At 73.4% G+C, this 20,366-nt stretch carries 16 protein-coding genes; 9 read left to right on the plus strand and 7 right to left on the minus strand.

The annotated features are described in order from the left end of the window. The 4 genes from CCN44_RS30530 to CCN44_RS30545 all read left to right on the plus strand — a co-directional run. Window positions 1-465, plus strand: a 465-nt coding sequence (locus CCN44_RS30530) for an alpha-glucosidase C-terminal domain-containing protein (protein ID WP_208639869.1), incomplete at its 5' end; no start/stop codon positions are given. 96 nt (window positions 466-561) lie between these two features. Next, window positions 562-1,956 (plus strand): maltokinase N-terminal cap-like domain-containing protein, encoded by a 1,395-nt coding sequence (locus CCN44_RS30535; RefSeq protein ID WP_208639870.1) that lies wholly within the window; start codon window positions 562-564, stop codon window positions 1,954-1,956. After that, window positions 1,953-4,268, plus strand: coding sequence for a 1,4-alpha-glucan branching enzyme (glgB, locus tag CCN44_RS30540; RefSeq protein WP_079081152.1), 2,316 nt, complete (start codon window positions 1,953-1,955; stop codon window positions 4,266-4,268). Before CCN44_RS30535 ends, glgB begins: the two co-directional genes overlap by 4 nt. Before the next feature lie 73 nt (window positions 4,269-4,341). Next, the gene (locus CCN44_RS30545) at window positions 4,342-4,839 is read left to right on the plus strand and encodes a membrane lipoprotein lipid attachment site-containing protein (protein ID WP_086701205.1); all 498 of its coding nucleotides are present in this window, start codon (window positions 4,342-4,344) and stop codon (window positions 4,837-4,839) included. A 68-nt stretch (window positions 4,840-4,907) separates the two neighbouring features. Here the strand turns inward: CCN44_RS30545 and CCN44_RS30550 are convergent, their stop codons facing one another. The 4 genes from CCN44_RS30550 to CCN44_RS30565 all read right to left on the minus strand — a co-directional run bounded on the left by CCN44_RS30550 (window position 4,908) and on the right by CCN44_RS30565 (window position 9,933). Then, window positions 4,908-7,139, minus strand: a complete 2,232-nt coding sequence (locus CCN44_RS30550; protein ID WP_208639871.1) for a HelD family protein — start codon at window positions 7,137-7,139, stop codon at window positions 4,908-4,910. Window positions 7,140-7,308: 169 nt separating this feature from the next. Then, the gene (gene trxA / locus CCN44_RS30555) at window positions 7,309-7,623 is read right to left on the minus strand and encodes a thioredoxin (protein WP_059255244.1); all 315 of its coding nucleotides are present in this window, start codon (window positions 7,621-7,623) and stop codon (window positions 7,309-7,311) included. 14 nt (window positions 7,624-7,637) lie between these two features. Then, window positions 7,638-8,066 carry a MerR family transcriptional regulator gene (locus tag CCN44_RS30560; protein WP_059252668.1) on the minus strand — a complete coding sequence of 143 codons (429 nt, stop codon included), beginning with the start codon at window positions 8,064-8,066 and terminating at the stop codon, window positions 7,638-7,640. A 172-nt stretch (window positions 8,067-8,238) separates the two neighbouring features. Then, window positions 8,239-9,933, minus strand: coding sequence for an MFS transporter (locus CCN44_RS30565; RefSeq protein ID WP_059252667.1), 1,695 nt, complete (start codon window positions 9,931-9,933; stop codon window positions 8,239-8,241). Window positions 9,934-10,073: 140 nt separating this feature from the next. Between CCN44_RS30565 and CCN44_RS30570 the strand changes: the two genes are divergently transcribed. Next, window positions 10,074-10,712, plus strand: coding sequence for a TetR/AcrR family transcriptional regulator (locus CCN44_RS30570; protein ID WP_059252666.1), 639 nt, complete (start codon window positions 10,074-10,076; stop codon window positions 10,710-10,712). Window positions 10,713-10,832: 120 nt separating this feature from the next. On the opposite strand, the gene CCN44_RS30575 is transcribed toward CCN44_RS30570, so the two are convergent. Then, complete coding sequence (locus CCN44_RS30575; RefSeq protein ID WP_059252665.1) at window positions 10,833-12,212, minus strand: cation:dicarboxylate symporter family transporter; 1,380 nt, start codon at window positions 12,210-12,212, stop codon at window positions 10,833-10,835. A gap of 154 nt (window positions 12,213-12,366) precedes the next feature. Here CCN44_RS30575 and CCN44_RS30580 point away from each other — a divergent pair, with 154 nt between their 5' ends. Beyond that, entirely contained in the window at window positions 12,367-14,100 is a 1,734-nt protein-coding gene (locus tag CCN44_RS30580; protein ID WP_086701211.1) for a sensor histidine kinase, read from the plus strand. Further along, complete coding sequence (locus CCN44_RS30585) at window positions 14,097-14,789, plus strand: response regulator (protein WP_143650056.1); 693 nt, start codon at window positions 14,097-14,099, stop codon at window positions 14,787-14,789. Before CCN44_RS30580 ends, CCN44_RS30585 begins: the two co-directional genes overlap by 4 nt. Here CCN44_RS30585 and CCN44_RS30590 read toward each other — a convergent pair. Further along, the gene (locus tag CCN44_RS30590; protein ID WP_244203990.1) at window positions 14,671-16,845 is read right to left on the minus strand and encodes a tetratricopeptide repeat protein; all 2,175 of its coding nucleotides are present in this window, start codon (window positions 16,843-16,845) and stop codon (window positions 14,671-14,673) included. The two genes, CCN44_RS30585 and CCN44_RS30590, sit on opposite strands and share 119 nt — an antisense overlap. Then, on the minus strand, window positions 16,842-17,399 hold the full coding sequence (locus CCN44_RS46630; protein ID WP_244203991.1) for a hypothetical protein: 558 nt from the start codon (window positions 17,397-17,399) through the stop codon (window positions 16,842-16,844). Before CCN44_RS46630 ends, CCN44_RS30590 begins: the two co-directional genes overlap by 4 nt. A gap of 27 nt (window positions 17,400-17,426) precedes the next feature. On the opposite strand from CCN44_RS46630, the gene CCN44_RS30595 reads away from it, so the two are divergent. Next, entirely contained in the window at window positions 17,427-18,296 is an 870-nt protein-coding gene (locus tag CCN44_RS30595) for a 5'-methylthioadenosine/S-adenosylhomocysteine nucleosidase family protein (RefSeq protein ID WP_086701214.1), read from the plus strand. Window positions 18,297-18,501: 205 nt separating this feature from the next. Further along, window positions 18,502-20,366: tetratricopeptide repeat protein (locus CCN44_RS30600; protein ID WP_244203992.1), on the plus strand; the 1,865-nt coding region annotated here is incomplete at its 3' end.

Genomic DNA, 20,366 nt, shown 5'->3' on the forward strand with positions numbered 1-20,366 from the left:
CGCACCCCCATGCAGTGGACGCCCGACCGCAACGCCGGCTTCTCGTCCTGCGACCCGGGACGCCTCTTCCTGCCCACCATCATGGACCCGGTCTACGGCTACCAGGTCACCAACGTCGAGGCGTCGATGTCCTCGCCCTCGTCGCTGCTGCACTGGACCCGCCGCATGATCGAGATCCGCAAGCAGAATCCTGCCTTCGGACTGGGGTCCTACACCGAGCTGCCGTCGTCGAACCCGGCGGTGCTCGCCTTCCTGCGCGAGTACGAGGACGACCTCGTGCTGTGCGTCCACAACTTCTCCCGCTTCGCCCAGCCCACGGAGCTGGACCTGAGCCGGTTCGGCGGGCGGCATCCCGTCGAGCTGTTCGGCGGGGTCCGGTTCCCGGCGATCGGCGAACTGCCGTACCTGCTCACCCTCGCGGGGCACGGCTTCTACTGGTTCCGGCTGCGCCGGACCGCGATGTAGCGCGGGCCCGGGTGGTGCGGTGCGGCGTTTCCACCGCCCCACCCGGGGCACGCATCAGTAACACCCCGACGACCCCCGGGGAAAGGACTGACGCCCATGGCGGAAACGGTCACCCCTTCCGGCACCACCGGTTCACTCCTCGCCTCGCTCGATCCCCTGCTGCGCACCTGGCTGCCCCGGCAGCGCTGGTTCGCGGGCAAGGGGCGCGCGGTCACCGGGTTCACTCCGGTGTCCGTCACCGAGCTGCTGCCGCCCGACGGCCGGCTCGGGCTGTACCACCTGCTGCTGCGCGTGCACCAGCCCGCCGCGCCGGGCGCGCCGCCGCACCCCGGCGACTGCTACCAGCTCCTCATAGGCGTGCGCGAGGCGCTGCCGCCCCGGCTGGCGCCCGCGCTGATCGGCCATGTGACCGAGGGCCCGCTCGCCGGGCGCACGGTGTACGACGCCCTGTACGACCCCCGCCCCGCCGAGGTGCTGCTGGAGGCCCTGCGCACCCGGGCCCGCATCGGCGGCCTGCGCTTCGAGCGGGACCCCGGACAGGAGATCCGGGCGGGCCTGGTGGCCCGGCTGATGACCGCCGAACAGTCCAACTCGTCGGTGGTCTATGGAGATACGTTCATTCTGAAGCTGTTGCGCCGGGTCGTGCCCGGCGTCAACCCCGATCTGGAGCTGCCCCTCGCCCTGGCTCGCGAGGGCTGCCCCCGGGTGCCCGCGCCGACGGCCTGGCTGCACGCCGAGGTGGGCACGCAGACGTATGTGCTGGCCGTGCTCCAGCCGTTCGTGAGCGGCGCGGCCGACGGCTGGGAGCTGGCGCTGCGCGAGCTGGCCAAGGGCGAGGACTTCGCCGCCGAGGCCCGCGCGCTGGGCCGGGCCACCGCCGAGGTGCACACGGCGCTCGCCCGGGCCCTGCCGACGGTCACCCTCGGCCACGCCCAGCTGGAGGCGCTGGTGGACGGCATGACCGAGCGGCTGACGGCGGCCGTGCAGGCGGTGCCGGCGCTGCTGCCGTACGAGCCCGGGCTGCGCTCGGCGTACCGGGCGCTGGGCACGCTGGCCGCCGAGGGCCGCACCTGGACCGCCCAGCGGGTGCACGGCGATCTGCACCTGGGGCAGTGCCTGCGCTCGCCGTCCGGGAACTGGTCGCTGATCGACTTCGAGGGCGAGCCGGCCCGCCCGCTGGCCGAGCGGCGCATGCCGCAGCCGCCGGTGCGGGACATCGCCGGCATGCTCCGCTCCTTCGACTACGCGGCCCACTCGGCGAGCCCGCCCGCCCACGACTGGGCGCACGCCTGCCGGGCCGCCTACTGCTCCGGGTACGCGGAGGTGGCCGGCCGCGATCCGCGTACCGACCCGGTGCTGCTGCGGGCCTTCGAGACCGACAAGGCGGTCTACGAGGTCGTCTACGAGGCCCGGCACCGCCCCGACTGGCTGCCCGTGCCGCTGAGCGCGGTGCGCCGTCTCGCCCTGCCCGACCAGGAGGCTCGTCCGTGACCCCCAAGGCCCCGAAGGAATCCAAGGCCCAGAAGGAAGCCACGGCCAGGAAGAAAGCCGCCGCGAGGAAGGCGCCGGCCCGCGAGGTCCCCCCGCAGGCACCGGCGCCCGCCGCGGAGGCCGCGGTGTCCCCGGCCGTCGACGCCGGCGACCGTGCGCGGCTGCGCGCCGGCACCCACCACGACCCGCATTCCGTGCTGGGCGCGCACCCGGTCCCGGGCGGGGTCGCCGTCCGCGCGTTCCGCCCGCACGCGCGGGCGGTCACCGTGGTCGCGGGCGAGCTGCGGGCGGAGCTGCACGACGACGGCGACGGCTTCTTCTCCGGCCTGCTCCCGCTCGCCGAGGTGCCCGCCTACCGGCTGCTGGTGACGTACGACGGCGGGGTGCACGAGACGGAGGACGCCTACCGCTTCCTGCCCACCCTCGGCGAGCTGGACCTGCACCTGATCGGCGAGGGGCGGCACGAGCAGCTGTGGCGGGCGCTCGGCGCGCACGTCACCACCCACCAGGGGGTGACCGGGACCCGGTTCGCGGTGTGGGCGCCGAACGCGCGGGGCGTGCGGGTCTCGGGCGGGTTCAACTTCTGGGACGGCACCGGTTTCCCGATGCGCTCGCTGGGCGCCACCGGGGTCTGGGAGCTGTTCGTGCCGGGGATCGGCGAGGGCGAGCTGTACAAGTTCGAGATCACCCGCCCGGACGGCTCGCGCACCCTGCGCGCCGACCCGCTGGCCCGCCGTACCGAGGTGCCGCCCGCGACCTCCTCGATCGTGGACGCCTCGCACCACGAGTGGGGTGACGCGGAGTGGCTGGCGCACCGGGCGGACACCCCCGTCCACGAGGCGCCCTTCTCCGTGTACGAGGTGCACCTGCCGTCCTGGCGGCCCGGTCTGTCGTACCGGCAGCTCGCCGAGGAACTCCCCGCGTACGTGCGCGAGCTGGGCTTCACGCACGTGGAGCTGATGCCGGTCGCCGAGCACCCCTTCGGCGGCTCGTGGGGCTACCAGGTCACCGGCTTCTACGCGCCGACGGCCCGCCTCGGCACCCCCGACGACTTCAAGTACCTGGTGGACCGGCTGCACCAGGCCGGCATCGGGGTGCTGATGGACTGGGTGCCGGCGCACTTCCCGCGCGACGACTGGGCCCTCGCCGAGTTCGACGGGCGTCCGCTGTACGAGCACCACGACCCGCTGCGGGCCGCCCACCCGGACTGGGGGACGCTGGAGTTCGACTTCGGGCGGCGCGAGGTGCGCAACTTCCTGGTGGCGAACGCCGTCTACTGGTGCGAGGAGTTCCACATCGACGGGCTGCGCGTGGACGCGGTCGCCTCGATGCTCTACCTGGACTACTCGCGCGAGCCGGGCCAGTGGACGCCGAACGAGCACGGCGGCCGGGAGAACCTGGACGCGGTGGCCTTCCTCCAGGAGATGAACGCCACCGTGTACCGGCGCTGCCCCGGTGTGGTGACCGTCGCCGAGGAGTCCACGGCCTGGGACGGCGTCACCCGCCCCACCCACCACAGGGGCCCGAGCGGGTTCGGCGGGCTCGGCTTCGGGCTGAAGTGGAACATGGGCTGGATGCACGACTCGTTGCAGTACATGAGCCACGATCCCGTGCACCGCAGGCATCACCACCACGAGATGACCTTCTCGATGGTGTACGCCTACAGCGAGAACTACGTCCTGCCCATCTCCCACGACGAGGTGGTGCACGGCAAGCGGTCGCTGGTGTCGAAGATGCCGGGCGACTGGTGGCAGCAGCGCGCCAACCTCCGTGCCTACCTGGGCTTCATGTGGGCCCACCCGGGCAAGCAACTGCTCTTCATGGGGCAGGAGTTCGCCCAGGGCGCCGAGTGGTCCGAGGCGCGCGGCCCCGACTGGTGGCTGCTCGACCCGGCGTACGGCGCCGAGGCGGACCACCGGGGCGTGCGGGACCTGGTGCGGGACCTGAACGCGGTGTACCGGGCCACCCCGGCGCTGTGGCAGCGGGACACCGACCCGGCGGGCTTCGAGTGGATCGTCGGGGACGCGGCGGACGACAACGTCCTCGCCTTCCTGCGCCACGACGCCGAGGGCACCCCGCTGCTCGCGGTCTGCCACCTGTCCCCGGTGGTCCGCCACGACTACCGGCTCGGGGTGCCCGAGGAGGTGCCGGCCTGGGTGCAGGTGCTGAACACCGACGCGGCGCGGTACGGCGGCGGCGACGTCATCCACCCGGACGTCGTCAAGCCCGAGCCGCACCCCTGGCACGGCCGCCCGGCGAGCATCCGGCTGACCCTGCCGCCGCTGGCGACGGTCTGGCTGCGCCCCGCCTGACCTGCTCTTTGCCATCCGCCCCGCCCTGCGCATACGCTCGGGCGCCCGGTGGGGCGGAAGGGGCGAGGGGGACATGCGGCGGATCATCACGGCCCTGGGGGCGGTGGCGGCCCTGACGGGCTGCGCCGGCCCCGAGCGGGCGTGCACCCTGATGGACATGGAGTCGGGCGTCGCCGTGCTGTGGCGGCCCGCCGACTTCGGGCGGCCGGACGCGGTGACGGTACGGCTGTGCGTGGACGGCCGGTGCGCCGAGCGGGCGTCCGGCGGCCCCGCCGACCCGCTCCCGTTCGGCCGGGTCTCGGTACCGCTCCCGGACGACGTGGGAGCCGGCCCGGTGCCGGTGCGGCTGACGGTGACCGCCCGGGAGGGCGGCCGGGTCGTCGTACGCGACAGCCTGCGGGCGCGGCTGAAGGAGCAGCGTCCGAACGGCGCGTCCTGCCCGCCCACCGCCTGGACGGCGGCCTTCCGCGCGCATCCCGAGCGGGGACTGGTGTCGACGCGGGGCATGGACCTGCGGCGGACGGCCGGCGCCGCGGAGGAGGAGCGCACGAGCAGTCCGTCCGGCGGCTGAGGACGCGGCCGTTCCGGCCGACGGAGCCCAGGGGGGGGCGGCCGGCCGGACGCCCGCCGCCCCCGCCGTCACTCCATGTCGGCCAGGCCCCGCGGCAGCGCGCCCGTGTGCAGCACCCCGAGCCGCTGGGTGGCCCGGGTCAGGGCGACGTACAGGTCGCTCGTGCCGTAGGCGCCCGGCTCCACCACCAGGACCGAGTCGAACTCCAGGCCCTTGGACTGGCGGGGGTCGAGCAGGACGACCGCCTGGGTCAGGTCGGGTTCGGCGCCGGCCGTGACGCCGTCCAGGTGCGCGGCCAGCGAGCGGTGCAGGGCGCGCGGGGCGATCACCGCGAGCCGGCCCTCCGCAGGGGCGAGTTCGGCGACCGCCTTGGCGACCGCGCCGGGCAGGTCGTCGGTCACCCGCCGCACCCAGGGGCGGACGCCGGTGGAGCGGACGGAACTCGGCGGTTCGAACCCGGGGTGCTCGGCGCGGACCACGGCCGCCGCCAAGTCCATGATCTCCGCCGGGGTGCGGTAGTTGACGCCGAGGCGGGTGTGCTCCCAGCGGTCCTCGACATAGGGGGCGAGAATGTCCGCCCAGGAGCCGACGCCGGCCGCCTCCGCCGTCTGGGCGGGGTCGCCGACCAGGGTCATCGAGCGGGTCGGGCAGCGCCGCATCAGCAGCCGCCAGGCCATCGGCGACAGCTCCTGCGCCTCGTCCACGATGATGTGCCCGAACGCCCAGGTGCGGTCGGCGGCGGCCCGCTCGGCGGCGCTGCGGTGGTCGGCCTCCTCCTGCCGCTCGGCGAACCGCTCGGCGTCGATGATGTCGTGCGCCGAGAGGACCTCGCTGGCATCCGGGTCGCTGTCCTCCTTGTCCTCGAACTCGTAGGTCCTGGACGCGTACGACACGTCGAGCACGCCCTGCGCGTAGGCCACCTGCGTCTCGCGCTCCCGCTCGGCGCGGGCCCGCGCCATCCGGTCGTCCTCGCCGAGGAGTTCGGCCGCCTCGTCCAGCAGGGGCACGTCGGCGACGGTCCAGGCGCGGGTGACCGGGCGGCGGATCGCGTCGGCGTCCTCCTCGGGCAGGTAGCCGTCCGGCTCGGCGAGGAAGTCGGCGACCAGCCGGCGCGGGGTGATCCGGGGCCACAGCTGGTCGATGGCGTCCCAGACCTCGGGGTTCTCGGCGAGTTCGTCGCGGATCTGGGTGAGGTCGGAGGCGTCGAGCAGGCTGCTGCCGTCGTAGGGGTCGGTGCCGACGCGCTCGGCGTACAGCTCGGTGAGGGTGTTGAGGATGTGCCCCTCGAAGTGCTCGCGGGCGACGTTGTGCGGCAGCTTGGCGGCGCGGGTGCGTTCGCGGGCGACGCTCACCAGACCGTCGTCCAGCATGAGCACCTCGCGGTCGTGCTCGATCGCGATGACCGGGTCGGGCAGGGCCTGCCGGTCGCGTACGACGGCGGCCAGCACGTCGGCCATGGCGGCGCGGCCCTTGACGGCGGCGGCCTCGGGGGTGTCGGCGGCGGTGGCCCTCACCCCGGGGAACAGCTCGCCGACGGTGGCCAGCAGCACGCCGGTCTCGCCGAGGGAGGGCAGCACCTCGCCGATGTAGCCGAGGAAGGCCGGGTTCGGGCCGACGATCAGGACCGCCCGGCGGGCCAGCAGCTCCCGGTGCTCGTACAGCAGATAGGCCGCGCGGTGCAGGGCGACGGCGGTCTTGCCGGTGCCGGGGCCGCCCTCCACGACCAGCACCCCGCGGTGGGGCGCCCGGATGATGCGGTCCTGGTCGGCCTGGATGGTCTGCACGATGTCGCTCATCCGGCCAGTGCGGGCCGAGTTCAGCGCGGCCAGCAGGACGTCGTCGCCGCCCGGGGCCTCGTGCCCGGTGCGGGTGGCGTCGCCGAGGTCGAGGATCTCGTCGTGCAGGGAGGTGACGGTGCGGCCCTCGGTGGCGATGTGCCGGCGGCGGCGCAGGCCCATCGGGGTGTGGCCGGTGGCCAGGTAGAAGGGGCGGGCGACATCGGCCCGCCAGTCGATGAGGACCGGGGTGCGCTCGGCGTCGTCCTCGCGCAGCCCGATCCGGCCGATGTGGTGCTTCCTGCCGTCGGCGAGGTCGATCCGGCCGAAGCAGAGCGAGCCGTCCACGGCGTTCAGCGCGGCGAGCAGTCCCGAGCGCTCGGCGACCAGGATGTCCCGCTCCAGCCGGGCCTGCATGGGCTTGTCGCCCTGGGCGAGCGCGTCCGCGACGGAGGTCTCGGCCTCGCCGCGCAGCAGGTCCACACGCGCGTACAGTCCGTCGATGAATTCCTGCTCGTGCCGGATTTCATCGTCTGGAAATTCGGTGTTTGACAATTCCGCTCCCGCCCGGATATACTCTGCTCAGTAAACGTCTTCGCGACCCGTGCGAAATGAAGTCGCGAATCATTGAATATACGCACAGGAATCCCCCGGGCGCAATTGCTCCGGGGGATTTTCTGTGGGCGGGCCCGCTTTACAGCACGTCGGCCAGCTCCGTCAGGAGGCGCCGCTTGGGCCGGGCGCCCACGATCGACCGCACCGGCTCGCCGTCCCGGAAGAGCAGCAGCGTGGGCGTGGCCATGACGCCGTAGGAGATCGTCGTCTGCGGATTGCGGTCCACGTCGATCTGTACGACCTTCAGCCGGTCGCCCTCCTCGAAGGCGATCTCCTTCAGCACCGGCGCCAGCTGCCGGCACGGCCCGCACCAGTCGGCCGTGAACTGCACCAGCACCGGAAGGTCGGAGCCGATCACCTCCGCCTCGAAATCGGCGTCCGTCACCTCGGTCAGTCCGCTCACCAAGCTCACCGCGTCAGCCCTCCCAGTTCGCAAGCGGGTTCCGGACCCCCCGGAACCAGCGCGTCGGCGGCCAGGTCGTCCCTCGCCCGCTCGGCCCGGGCCAGCTGCCCCGCGACCGTCTCGCGCACCGCCGTGAGCTGCCCGATGAGCGCGTCCAGCTCGGCCAGTTTGCGCCGGTAGACCACGAGCGCGGCCGGACAGGAGTCGCCCTCCGGGTGCCCGGCCCGCAGGCACTCCACGAACGGCCGCGTCTCCTCCAGGTCGAACCCGAAGTCCTGCAACGTGCGGATCTGCCGCAGCAGCCGGAGGTCGCTCTCGTCGTACGTACGGTGTCCGTTGCCGTCGCGCCGGGCCGGCAGCAGTCCCCGGGCCTCGTAGTACCGCAGGGTGCGTGTCGTGGTCCCGGCCCGCGCGGCCAGCTCGCCGATTCGCATGACCACGACGGTAGGGGTTGACGTGGGCGTCAAGGCAAGGCCGCGGGGCCGCCCGCGCGTGCCGCGCCGGCCGCCCCGGGGACGCACGCACCGGTTCCCCCGTCGGTACGGCCGGCACAGCCGGACGTGCCGCTCCGGTCGGTCCGGAGCGGCACGCGGGCGGGCGCGGGGATCAGCCGGCGGCGCTGTCCGCCGGCTCCTTCTCGGCCTTCTCCCCCGCCTTCCCCGCGGCCTCCGGCTCCGTCGCGCCGGCCTCGTGGCGCGGCAGCAGGACGGCCACCAGGACCGTGCCGATGCCCAGGATCACCGCGCCGACCAGGCTGGTGTGGGCGACCGCGTCGGAGAAGGCGGAGCCGACCGCGTCGGCCATCTGCCGGGCGCCCGCGGCCAGTTCGCCGGCCTGCTGCTTGAGCTGCGCGGCCTGCTGCGGGTCCCCCGCCTGCTGCGCCTGCGCGGCGGCCTGCTGCGCCTTCTCGCCGATGCCCTGCGCGACGGCGTACCCGGCGCCGACCGAGTCCTGCGCGGTGTCCAGGGCGCTCGCCGGGAGCTTGCTGCCGGCGGTGGCGTCGGAGAGGTGGTCGCTGTAGGAGGTGGCGAGCAGCGAGCCGAGGATGGCGATGCCGAGCGAGCCGCCCAGCTCCAGCGAGGTGTCGTTGACGGCGCCGCCGACGCCCAGCTCGGACTCCGGGAACGCGCCCATGATGGCGTCGGTGCAGGGCGAGAGGGCGAGCCCGATGGCCAGGCCCAGGATGATCAGGGGCGCCACGAAGTCGCCGTACGTGGAGGCCGCGTCCACCCGGGTGAGCAGGGCGAGGGCAGCCGTACCGCCGACCATGCCCGCGCCGACGGTCCACTTCATGCCGACGCGCGGGGTGAGCCAGCCGGTCAGCGCCGAGCCGACGAAGACGGCGCCGGCGAGCGGCAGCATGCGCACACCGGTCTCCAGGGCGTCGTAGCCGAGGACGAACTGCAGGTGCTGGGTGAGGTAGTAGAAGGCGCCGAAGACGGCGAGGAAGAACAGGGCGACGGCGAGGTTGGAGCCGGCGAACCGGCGGCCGGTGAAGCGGCGCACGTCCAGGATGGGGCGCGGGTGGCGCAGCTCCCACAGCACGAAGGCGACCAGGCCGACGCCGGCGGCGACGGCCGCCCCGACGGCCTTGGCGCCCCAGCCGAAGTGCGGGCCCTCGATGATCATGTAGACGAGCGCGCCGGTCCACACCACCGACAGCAGGCCGCCGACGTAGTCGATGCGGTCGTGGTGGCCCGCCTTGGACGGCGGCACGAGGACGAGGGCGGCGACGATCGCGACGGCCGCGATGGGCACGTTGATCAGGAAGGTCGAGGACCAGCCGTGGTCGCGCAGCAGGGCACCGGCGACCACCGGTCCGGCGGCGATGGCGAGCCCGGCGGTGGCGGTCCACAGCGTGATCGCCTTGGCCCGCTCGGCGCGCGGGAAGGTCGCGGCGAGCAGCGAGAGTGTGGCCGGCATGATCAGCGCCGCGCCGACGCCCATCACGGCCCGGGCCGCGATGACGGTCGTGGCGCTGTCGGCGAGGTAGCCGAAGACGGCACCGCCGCCGAACACCACCAGGCCGAGGACGAGCGCCCCGCGCCGGCTGTACTTGTCGCCGATGGCGCCGAGCAGCAGCATCAGCGCCGCGTAGGGGACGGTGTAGCCGTCGATCACCCACTGCAGGTCGGCGCTGGACAGCCCGAGGTCCTTCGTCATGTCGGGCGCCGCGACCGTGAGGGCGGTGTTCGCCATCACGATGATCAGCAGACTGAGGCACAGCACCAGCAGCGCCCACCAGCGCCGGGCGTAGGGCCGGTCCATCCTCTCGGCGGGTTCGGTCATGACGAGTCGCATGGCAGGGGTCGCCCTCCTCGGGTACGCGACGGAACTTGCACAATGGCGTGCAATTGCACAACCATGTGCAATGTACGTCGTTGCACACTACTGTGCAACTCGAACGGGACGGCTCAAGGGGGAGGCTCCAGGGAGGCACAATGACCGCCATGACCACGGGTAACACCAGCCGCGCCGACGCCAACCGGCGCCGCATCCTCGACGTCGCCCTCGCCGAACTGCTGCGCGATCCCGACGCCTCCATGGACCAGATCGCGCGCGCCGCGGGCGTCGTACGACGGACGGTCTACGGTCACTTCCCCAGCCGGGAAGCGCTGATCAGCACCCTGGTGGACGGGGCCGTGGCGGCACTGGCGGACGCGGACACGCGCGCCCGCGCCGGTGTGACCGACCCGGCGGAGGCGGTGGCCCGCTCGGTGCTCGCCCTGTGGCCGGTCGCCGACCGCTACCGGCTGCTCATCGCCCTGGCCCAGCGCACGGTCACCGTGCAGGGCATCCGCGACCGCCTCGCACCGCTGCGCGAGGACCGCGTCCGTCTCCTCCAGCGCGGCCTGGACGAGGGCGCCTTCGCCTCCCCGCTGCCCGCGCCCGCCCTCGCGTACGTGCACGAGCAGATGCTGTTCGCGGTGATGGAGGCGGTGAACGACGGCCTCCTGGCAGCGGAGGAGGCGGGCCGCTCCGCCACGGTCGCCGTACTGACCGCGGCGGGCGTACCCGCCTCACGGGCCACCGAACTGGTGGCCGAGGTGTCGCAACCCGAACAGAAGCCGGGCGGCTGAGGTACGGGGGATCCTCAGCCGCCCGGCGGCACCGCCGGACGCCCGGCCCGGGTTCAGGCGGGGCCGGGCGTCCGGAGCAGGAGCGCCCCGAAGGGGCGCGGGGCAGAACCCGGCAGACGTCTAGGCCTTGACCAGCCCCTCTTCCCGGGTCTCGGCGACCTCGCTCACCGTCGTACGGCCCTCGTCCAGCAGCGTGGTCTCGTCGAACGGCAGCTCCCCGCTCAGCACCCTCCGCACCCGCACCTTGTCGATCTCCTTGGTCCACGTGCCCACCAGCACCGTCGCCACCGCGTTGCCCGCGAAGTTCGTCAGCGCCCGCGCCTCGCTCATGAACCGGTCGATGCCGACGATCAGCCCGACCCCGTCGACCAGCGCCGGCTTGTGCGACTGGAGACCGCCGGCCAGGGTGGCGAGCCCCGCACCGCTGACCCCGGCCGCGCCCTTGGACGCCAGCAGCAGGAACAGCAGCAGCGGGATCTGCTCGCCGATCGACATCGGCGTACCCAGCGCGTCCGCGATGTACAGCGACGCCATGGTCATGTAGATCATCGTGCCGTCGAGGTTGAAGGAGTACCCGGTCGGCACGGTGATGCCGACGACCGGCCGGCTGACGCCCAGGTGCTCCATCTTCGCGATGAGCCGGGGCAGCGCGGACTCCGACGACGAGGTCGACAGGATCAGCAGGAACTCCCGGGCGAGGTACTTGAACAGGGAGAAGACGTTCAGACCCGAGACGATCCGCAGCAGCGCGCCGAGGACGATGAAGACGAACAGGAAGCAGGTGACGTAGAAGCCGACCATCAGCACGGCGAGGCTCTTGAGCGCGTCGAGGCCCGCGGAACCGACCACCGCCGCGATCGCACCGAACGCACCGATCGGCGCGGCCCACATCACCATGGACAGGATGCGGAAGACGAGCCGCTGGAGGTGCTCGATGCCGCGCAGCACCGGCTGTCCGGCCGAGCCCATCGCCTGCAGCGCGAACCCGGCGAGCAGGGCGACCAGCAGGGTCTGGAGCACCTGTCCCTGGGTGAACGCGGACACGAACGTGGTCGGGATGATCGACAGGACGAAGTCGACCGGCGGCAGCGCCTCCGAGGACACCTGGTCGTGCCCGGTCTGCTTGAGCGCGTCGGTCAGGTGCAGCCCGTCGCCGGGGTGCAGCACGTTGCCGACGACGAGGCCGATGGCGAGCGCGACGAGCGACATCACCAGGAAGTAGCCGAGGGCGATGCCGCCCACGGCACCGACCTTGGCGGCCTTCCGCACGGAGCCGATACCGAGCACGATCGTGCAGAAGATGATCGGCGAGATCATCATCTTGATCAGGTTCACGAACCCGGTGCCCAGCGGTTTCAGCTCCACCGCGGCGTCGGGCCAGATCAGGCCCACCGCGATGCCGAGCGCGACCGCCGCGATGACGGCGATGTACAGGTAATGGGTCCGGTCCCGCTTCGCGCGGGGTGCGGCAGGTGCCGTATCGGCAGTGCTGGCGGCCACGACTGCCCTCCTTGACGTCTTCGTCGGCGAACAACCGGCGTGCGGCTCACGTCCGGGCGTTGTTGGGGAATGCCGTGACTATCTCCCGGCCTGTGAGGGCGGTCACCCTTCCGTTCATTTAGTTCACGATTGACCGGAGAGGCACACTGCTGACATGCGCGTACCCACCCTCTCGCGGCCCCGCAGCCTGGCCGGCCAGCTGTTCGCCATGCAGGCCGTGCTGATCGCGGTGGTCGTCGCCGGGTGCGCGCTGTTCACCTACGTCAGCGACCAGCGCCAGGCCGAGGACGCCGCGGCCCGGCAGGCCACGGCGGTGGCCCGGTCGATCGCCGACTCCCCCTCGGTCCGCGCGGCGATCCGCACCCCGGACCCCACCGCCCGGCTGGAGCCGTACGCCCTCCAGGTCGTGCGGGACGCGAACGTCGACTTCGTCACGATCATGAACCCGTCCGGCATCCGCTGGACCCACCCCGACAAGGCCCAGATCGGCAAGCGCTTCCTCGGCAACATCGGCCCCGCCCTGCACGGCCGTACCTTCACCGAGACCTACACCGGCACGCTCGGCCCGTCCGTCCGCGCGGTCACCCCGGTCCGGGACGACGGGCGGATCGTCGGCCTGGTCAGCGCCGGCATCAAGGTGGAGACGATCAGCGCCCGGGTCCAGGACCAGGTCGCGGCGCTGCTCGGGGTGGCCGGGGTGGCGCTGCTGCTGGGCGCGGTCGGCACGTACGTGATCAACGCCCGGCTGCGCCGGCACACCCACGGGATGAACGCCGCCGAGCTGAGCCGGATGCACGACTACCACCAGGCGGCGCTGCACGCGGTCCGGGAAGGGCTACTGATGCTGGACGGCCAGTACCGGGTGGCGCTGATCAACGACGGCGGCCGGGAGCTGCTGGGGGTGGGCCCGGAGGAGGACACGGTCGGCCGCTCGGTGGCCGACCTGGGCCTGCCGGCCCCGCTGACCGGCGCCCTGCTCTCCTCGGAGCCCCGGGTGGACGAGGTGCATCTGACGGCGTCCCGGGTGCTGGTGGTGAACACCTCCCCGGTGTCGGGCGGCGAACGCCGGGGCACGGTCGTCACCCTCCGCGACGTCACCGAACTCCAGTCCCTGATGGGCGAGCTGGACTCGGAGAGGGGGTTCACCCAGGCCCTGCGCTCACAGGCGCACGAGGCCGCGAACCGCCTCCACACCGTGGTCTCGCTGATCGAGCTGGGCCGGGCCGAGGAGGCGGTGGCGTTCGCCACGGCCGAGCTGGAGCTGGCGCAGGCCCTGACCGACCAGGTGGTGGCGGCGGTGAGCGAGCCGGTGCTGGCCGCGCTGCTGCTGGGCAAGACCGCTCAGGCGAACGAGCGGGGCGTGGAGCTGGTGGTCTCGCCGGACAGCCGCCTGGACGACGGCCTGCTGCCGTCCGACCTGTCCGCCCGTGACCTGGTGACGATCCTCGGCAACCTGATCGACAACGCGGTGGACGCGGCGCAGGGCAGCGTGCGGGCGCGGGTGACGGTCACGGCGTACGCTACGGCCGCCGAAGTGGTGCTGCGGGTGTCGGACACCGGCCCCGGGGTCGACCCCGCCCATGCCGACCTGGTATTCCAGCGGGGGTTCTCCACCAAGCCGGCCGGGCCCGGCGGGCGGGGGCTCGGGCTGGCCCTGGTCCGGCAGGCGGTGACCCGCCACGAGGGCACGTTGACGGTGACGGAATCCGGCGAGGACGGCGAGGGCGGAGCGGTGTTCGAGGTGCGGTTGCCGTTGCGCACGGCTGTGGGGGGCGGGTTCGTGGGCGGGGGCGCGTCCATGGGTGACGGCGCGGTCACGGATGACGGCACGGTCACGGATGGGAGCACGTCCACGGGCGGCGGCACGTCCATAGGTGGCGGCAGATGACGAGCGAGCAGCAGCCCCTGCGCGTCCTCGTCGTCGAGGACGATCCGGTGGCCGCCGACGCGCACGTGATGTACGTCGACCGGGTGCCGGGGTTCGTCGCGGTCGGGAAGGCGCACACGGGCGCGGAGGCCCGCCGCATCCTGGACCGCACGCCGGTGGACCTGCTCCTGCTGGACCTCCACCTCCCGGACGTGCACGGCCTGCAGTTCGCCCGCTCCCTGCGGGCGGCCGGGCACCAGGCGGACGTGATAGCGGTGACGTCGGCGCGCGATCTCGCGGTGGTCCGGGAAGGGGTCTCGCTGGGGGTCGTCCAGTACGTCCTGAAACCGTTCACGTTCGCGACGTTGAGGGACCGCCTGGTGCGGTACGCCGAGTTCCACGCGGCGGTGGGCGAGGCGAGCGGGCAGGACGAGGTGGACCGGGCCCTGGCGGTCCTGCGCGCGCCGTCGCCCGCGGCCCTGCCGAAGGGGTTGAGCGGGCCGACGCTGGAGCGGGTGACGTCCGCGCTGCGGGAGGCGGAGGAAGGGCTGACGGCGGCCGGGGTGGCCGAGGCGGTGGGCATCTCCCGGATCACCGCGCGGCGCTATCTGGAGCATCTGGTGGAGGCGGGGAGGGCCGGCCGGAGTCCGTTGTACGGGCAGGTGGGGCGGCCGGAGCTGGTGTATCGGTGGGTGTCGCAGGGGCGGTGAGGGCGGCGGCCCGGGCGCGGACTCGGGCGGCTTCTGCGGGGGCGTTCGCGCCGGCGTAGGCGTCGGCGGCTTGGAGGTAGTGGGCGCGGGCTTCGGCCGGGCGATGGGTCTCCTCGTACTCGATTCCCAGGTTTTCGAGGGTCTGTGCGACTCCGTACCAGTCCTCGAACTCCTTCCGGATCGCCAGAGCCTTGCCGTACGCCTCTGTGGCGCTGTCCGTCTGCCCCAGCTCCGAGAGGGCGATGCCGAGGTTGTTCCACGCCGACGACGCGCTGTAGCGGTCGCCAAGGGCCTGGTGCAGGTCGCACGAGCGGATGAAGGCGTCCATGGCCTCCTCGACCCGGTCCGCCTCCACCAGGGCATTGCCGAGGTTGTTCCACGCCTGTGCCTCACCGGTCCGGTTGCCGACCTCCCGGTGCAGGTCGCGTGCGCGAAGGAAGGCGTCGATGGCCTCCTCGACCCGGCCCGCCTCCGCCAGGGCGCTGCCGAGGTTGTTCCACGCCAACGCCTCACCGTTGCGGTCCCCGAGTTCCTGGCAGAGGTCACGGTCACGGAAGTGGGCGACGAGCGCCTTCCGGGGGTGCCCCGTCTCGCGAAGGGCGATCCCGAGGTTGTTCGACGCCATGGCCTCGCCCTCACGATCACCGCTGACACGCGCGACCTGTTGGGCGGCACTGTTGACCGCGATCATGTCATCGAAGTACCGACGCCAGCGAAGGTACTCACACAAGCACAGGGCCAGCCGCACAGCCCTATGCCGGTACCGCTCTTCGCGCCCCCACTGCACCGCAGCCACCAGACTCGCGCGCTCCCTGTCCAGCCAGGCCAGCGCATCGGCTCGCGTCCGGAAGCGCTCGGGCTCCGGCTCCCCCGGAAACCACCTCAACCGGTCATCGGCCGCGTCCGCCCACCGGTAGTAGTGCGCGAGCAACCGCTGCCGAGCCTCCGCGTCCCCGGCGGAAACACCCACCCCGAACGCCCGCACCAGGTCATGCATCCGCCAGCACCCTCGGCTGTTCCCCCGCTCCACCAAGTGGGCGCGGGCCAGCGCCTTCAGGTCCGCCACCGGCGGCTCCTCCGCCCCGACCAGCACAGCGGCCACCTCCTCGCTCGCCTCCGGCCCCGGCGCCAGGGCGAGCAGACTCAGCAGACGGGCCTGACCGGCCGGGAGGCGCCGGTAGGAGAGGTCGAACGCGGCACGCACACTGCGGTCGCCGTCGTCGAGGGCGGCGAGCCGGTCGTACGATGTGCCCAGCTCGTCGGCGAGTTCCGCGACCGCCTTGCCGGGGTCCTCCGCCAGCAGCGCCACCGCGATCTGCAGAGCCAGCGGCAGATACCCGCACAGCTCCGCCAGCCGTGCCGCCGCCTCCGGCTCCTCAACGACCCGGTCGTCCTCCGGGTCGGCGATACGGAGCGCGCGGTCGAGGAGTTCGTACGCGGCCCCGGGCGTCAGCTGATCCAATTGCACCAGCCGCGCCCCCAACGCAGCCAACCGATCCCGCGAAGTGACCAGCACACGGTGCCGCCGCCCACCCCCCGGCAGCAACGGCCGCACCTGATCCGGCGACGACGCGTTGTCGGCGAGGATCAGCACCGGCTCCCGGTCCGCAAGCACCGAGCGGTACAGCCCCGCCCGTTCGTCCGCCGTCACCGGAATGTGTTCCGGCTCCACACCCAGCGCCCGCAGCAGGGACTGCAACGCCTGGTCCGCCGTGACCGGAGCGTCGTCGTAGCCGTGCAGGTCCAGGAAGAGCACGCCGCCCGGGAACCACCCCTCCTCCCGGGCCGCGTACGCCGCCCGTACCGCGAGCGCCGTCTTGCCGATACCCCCGAGCCCGGACACGGCGGTGACGAGGACGGCCTGTTCGCCGCCGGCGCCCGAAGGGTCGAGCGCGGCCCGCAGCCTCCCCAACTCCTCGTCCCGGCCGGTGAATCCGGCAGCCGGCGGCGGCAGCGCGTCCAGGGCCGTGGGTGCCGGTGCCTGCTGCCGGTACTCCGCCTTGCCGATGACCGGCCCGCGGAAGTCCCCGCCCCGGAAGTCGACGACATCGCTCACCCGGCCCCGCCCCCCGTCCCGAACGGCACGGCGTACCGCACGACGCACACCCCCAGCCCCGCGACCGTGACCGCCTCCAGCACGGACACCACCGCGAGCCCGGCCGAGACGTCGTCCCCCGCCCAGTACACGACGAGCGCGCTCAACGGCACGACGCAGAAGGCGAGCAGGTCCACCACGCACTGCGTGACCTTCCGGGACACGCGCCGGGCGTCCGCCCGGTGTGCGGTCTCCCAGCGGAAGATCGCGCCGCCCTCCGCGGCAGCCAGCTCCGCGAGCCGGGGCCCCAGGTCGCCCCGCACATACGCCCCGATCGCCGAGATCTTCTGATCGTTGACCAGGTACGTCCAGCCCAGCACGACACACACCGGCGGCAGCGCGAGGAGCATCGCGGTCTGCTTGGCCTGGGCCGCCGCCGCGATGACGGCCGCCACCACCGTCAGCGTGACGTACAGCAGATTGTCCCGGAACCCGATCCGTGTCTTCTGCTCGTCCTTGACGGTCTGGTACTCGGTGAGCAGCAACTGCCCCACGGTGACGTCTCGTTCCGGCACATGAGCCCCTTCCCCCGGCAGTACCTTATGAGTGTGCCGGAGACTCAACCCACCGTTCTGGTCCTGACCGCACTGCCCCTGGAATACGCCGCCGTACGGGCGTACGTCCCGGAGCGGCAGGAACGCGTCCACGACAAAGGGACCCGCGTCGAGACCGGCCGGCTGCCGGACAGCCCCTGGCAGCTGGCGATCAGCGAGCTGGGGGTGGGGGCGGACCGGGCCGCCGCGCTCACGGCCCAGCTCATCGAGTGGCTGCACCCCGAGGCCGTCCTCTTCGTGGGGGTCGCGGGGAGCCTGAAGGACGACATCGAGATCGGCGACGTCGTGGTGGGCACCCAGGTCTACGAGATCCACGGCGGCAAGCAGGCCCACGACGGCTTCAAGGTCCGCCCCCGCGCCCTGCCCGGTTCGCACGCGCTGGAGCAGGCGGCGCGTTCCGCGGCCCGGGACCTGCCCGAGGTCCGGGTCCACTTCGCTCCGATCGCGACCGGTGACGTCGTACTGGCCGACGCCCGGTCCGACATCGCCCGGCACATCGAGGCGCACTACAACGACGCGGGCGCCATCGAGATGGAGGGGTCCGGGGCGGCCCAAGCGGCGCACCTGAGCGGGCAGGTGGACGCCCTCGTGGTGCGGGGCATCAGCGACCGCGCGGACCGGCACAAGCGCCGGGCCGACGCCGGCGGCTCGCAGCAGCGGGCGGCCGGGCACGCGGCGACCGTGGCGGTGGCGATGCTGCGCAAGCACCAGCCCCGGCGCCCGGCGCCCGGCGACTCCGAGGAGGATCCCCAAGCCCGTTACGGCGGCGACCACATCGACTTCCGGGGCGGCACCTTCCACGGGACCGTCATCGGGAAGCAGACCGGAAACGGCCCGGAGCGGTCCGGACAGCGGTAGCGGCAGGCCGGATACCGGTAGCGGCAGGCCGGACAGCGGCAAGGGCACCGTCCACGGGCCCGTTCCGCGTGCCAGTGCCACCCTGCCTTCGCGGCCCCTCGGTTTCACCGGCCGCGGCGCGGAGCTGGACCGGCTGCTGCGCTGTCTCACGCCCGTTCCCGGGGACGACGGCGCGCCGCCCGTGCTGATCTCCGCCGTCACCGGCATGGGCGGCATCGGCAAGACGGCGCTCGCGCTGGAGGCGGCGCACCGGGCGTGCCGGAAGGGCTGGTTCCCGGGCGGGGCGCTCTTCGTGGACCTGCGCGGGTACGACGACGACCCGGTCACCGCCGACCAGGCGGTGCTGGCGCTGCTGGACGCGCTCGGGGTGCGCGGCCCGGACCTGCCGGCGACGGCCACGGGGCAGTACGACGCGTACCGCGCGCTGCTCGGCGAGCGGCGGGAGCGGACGCTGCTGATCCTGGACAACGTCTCCGACCCGCGCCAGTTCCTGCCCCTGCTGCCGGGCACGGACCACCACCGGGTGCTGGTCACGTCCCGGGAGCGGCCGGACGCGCTGCCCGTACGGCGGATCGACCTGGATCCGCTCGCCGCGGACGACGCCGTCGCCCTGGTGGCGCGTGCCCTGCTGGACGCCGACGAGCGGGACGACCGGCCGGCGCGGGAGCCGGAGGCGCTGCGCGAGCTGGCCGGCCTGTGCGGGCATCTGCCGCTGGCCCTGCAGATCGCCGCGGCCATGCTGCGCCGCCGGCACCCGCGCGCCATCGCCTCGCTGGTGCGGGACATCCACGAGGCCGCGGACCGCACGGTGGTCCTGGACGGCGGGCCCGGCGGCACCGACCAGTACGGCCGCTCGCTCATCCTGCGCCCGGTGCTGGAGACGTCGTACCGCCGGCTGCCGTCCGGCCAGGCCCGGCTGCTGCGGCTGCTGGCCCTCGCGCCGGGCACCGAGACGCACACGTCGACCGTGGCCGCGCTCGCCGGCCTGGACTGGGCGACGGCTCTGTCCCAGCTGGAGGAGCTGGCCGCGACCGGCCTGGTCACCCGGGTCCGCGGGGCCGACGGGAACGCGGTGCCGCGCTGGCTGGTGCACGACCTGGTGCGGGCCTACGCCGCCGGGACGGTCGCGGCCGACCCGGACCTGCGGGAGGAGGGCGAGGCGGCGCGCGAGCGGGTGCTGCGGTTCTACGCGATGTGCGCGAGCCTGGCCTACGCCCGGCTGCGCTGGCTGCCCGGCGAACCGGAACCGGAACTCTTCCCCGACCGGGCGTCGGCGCTGTCCTGGCTGGACCGGGAGCGGGCCGCGCTGGTGGCGGCGGTGCAGTGGGCGGCCGAGGACCGGTACGCATATCTGTCGGTGCCGCTGGCCGAGTTCCTGTCGGAGTACCTGGAATGGCGGCGGTACTTCGACGACTGGCTCACCGTCGCCGGTGCCGCCCGGGACGCCGCGCACCGCACGGGGGACCGCCGGGGCGAGTCCGTGGGGTGGGACCATCTCGGTCTGGCCCTGCGGAACCTGGGCCGCACCGAGGAGGCCATCGACGCCCATCTGCGCGCCCTGGAACTGAGCCGGGCCGACGGGGACCGCGACGGTGAGGCGGTCCGGTGGGGGCACCTCGCCAACGCCCTGGCCAGGGCGGGCCGTCCGCAGGAGGCGATCGAGGCACATCTGCGGGCCCGTGCGCTGCACCAGGCGGGCGGTCATGTCCGGGAGGAGGCCGACGAGTGGAACAACCTGGCGCTGTCGCTGCACGCGCTGGGCCGCACCGAGGAGGCGGTCGACGCCCATGTGCGGGCCCGTGACCTGTATCTGGCCATCGGGGACCGGCACGGCGCCGGCATCGCCTGGAACAACCTGGCCCGCACCTGGGAGGTGTCCGGCCGGACAGCCGAGGCCGTCGAGGCCTACGGCAACGCCCTGGAGCTGGAACGGGAGTTCGGGGACTGGTTCGGGGCCGGCAGGACCCTGAACAACCTGGCCCGGGTCCACGCGGCCACCGGCGACCCGGCCCGGGCCCGCGCCGCCCTCCTCCAGGCAGCCGACGCCTACACCCGGGCCGGGGCCCCGGC

The organism is Streptomyces tricolor, assembly GCF_002155905.1.
GTDB classification, from domain to species: Bacteria; Actinomycetota; Actinomycetes; order Streptomycetales; family Streptomycetaceae; genus Streptomyces; species Streptomyces tricolor.

Coding starts and splice junctions, on each gene's coding strand:
- CCN44_RS30535 (WP_208639870.1), top strand. CDS start 562: ATGGCGGAAACGGTCACCCCTTCCGGCACCACCGGTTCACTCCTCGCC.
- CCN44_RS30545 (WP_086701205.1), top strand. CDS start 4,342: ATGCGGCGGATCATCACGGCCCTGGGGGCGGTGGCGGCCCTGACGGGC.
- CCN44_RS30560 (WP_059252668.1), bottom strand. CDS start 8,066: ATGCGAATCGGCGAGCTGGCCGCGCGGGCCGGGACCACGACACGCACC.
- CCN44_RS30565 (WP_059252667.1), bottom strand. CDS start 9,933: ATGCGACTCGTCATGACCGAACCCGCCGAGAGGATGGACCGGCCCTAC.
- CCN44_RS30570 (WP_059252666.1), top strand. CDS start 10,074: ATGACCGCCATGACCACGGGTAACACCAGCCGCGCCGACGCCAACCGG.
- CCN44_RS30580 (WP_086701211.1), top strand. CDS start 12,367: ATGCGCGTACCCACCCTCTCGCGGCCCCGCAGCCTGGCCGGCCAGCTG.
- CCN44_RS30585 (WP_143650056.1), top strand. CDS start 14,097: ATGACGAGCGAGCAGCAGCCCCTGCGCGTCCTCGTCGTCGAGGACGAT.
- CCN44_RS30595 (WP_086701214.1), top strand. CDS start 17,427: ATGAGTGTGCCGGAGACTCAACCCACCGTTCTGGTCCTGACCGCACTG.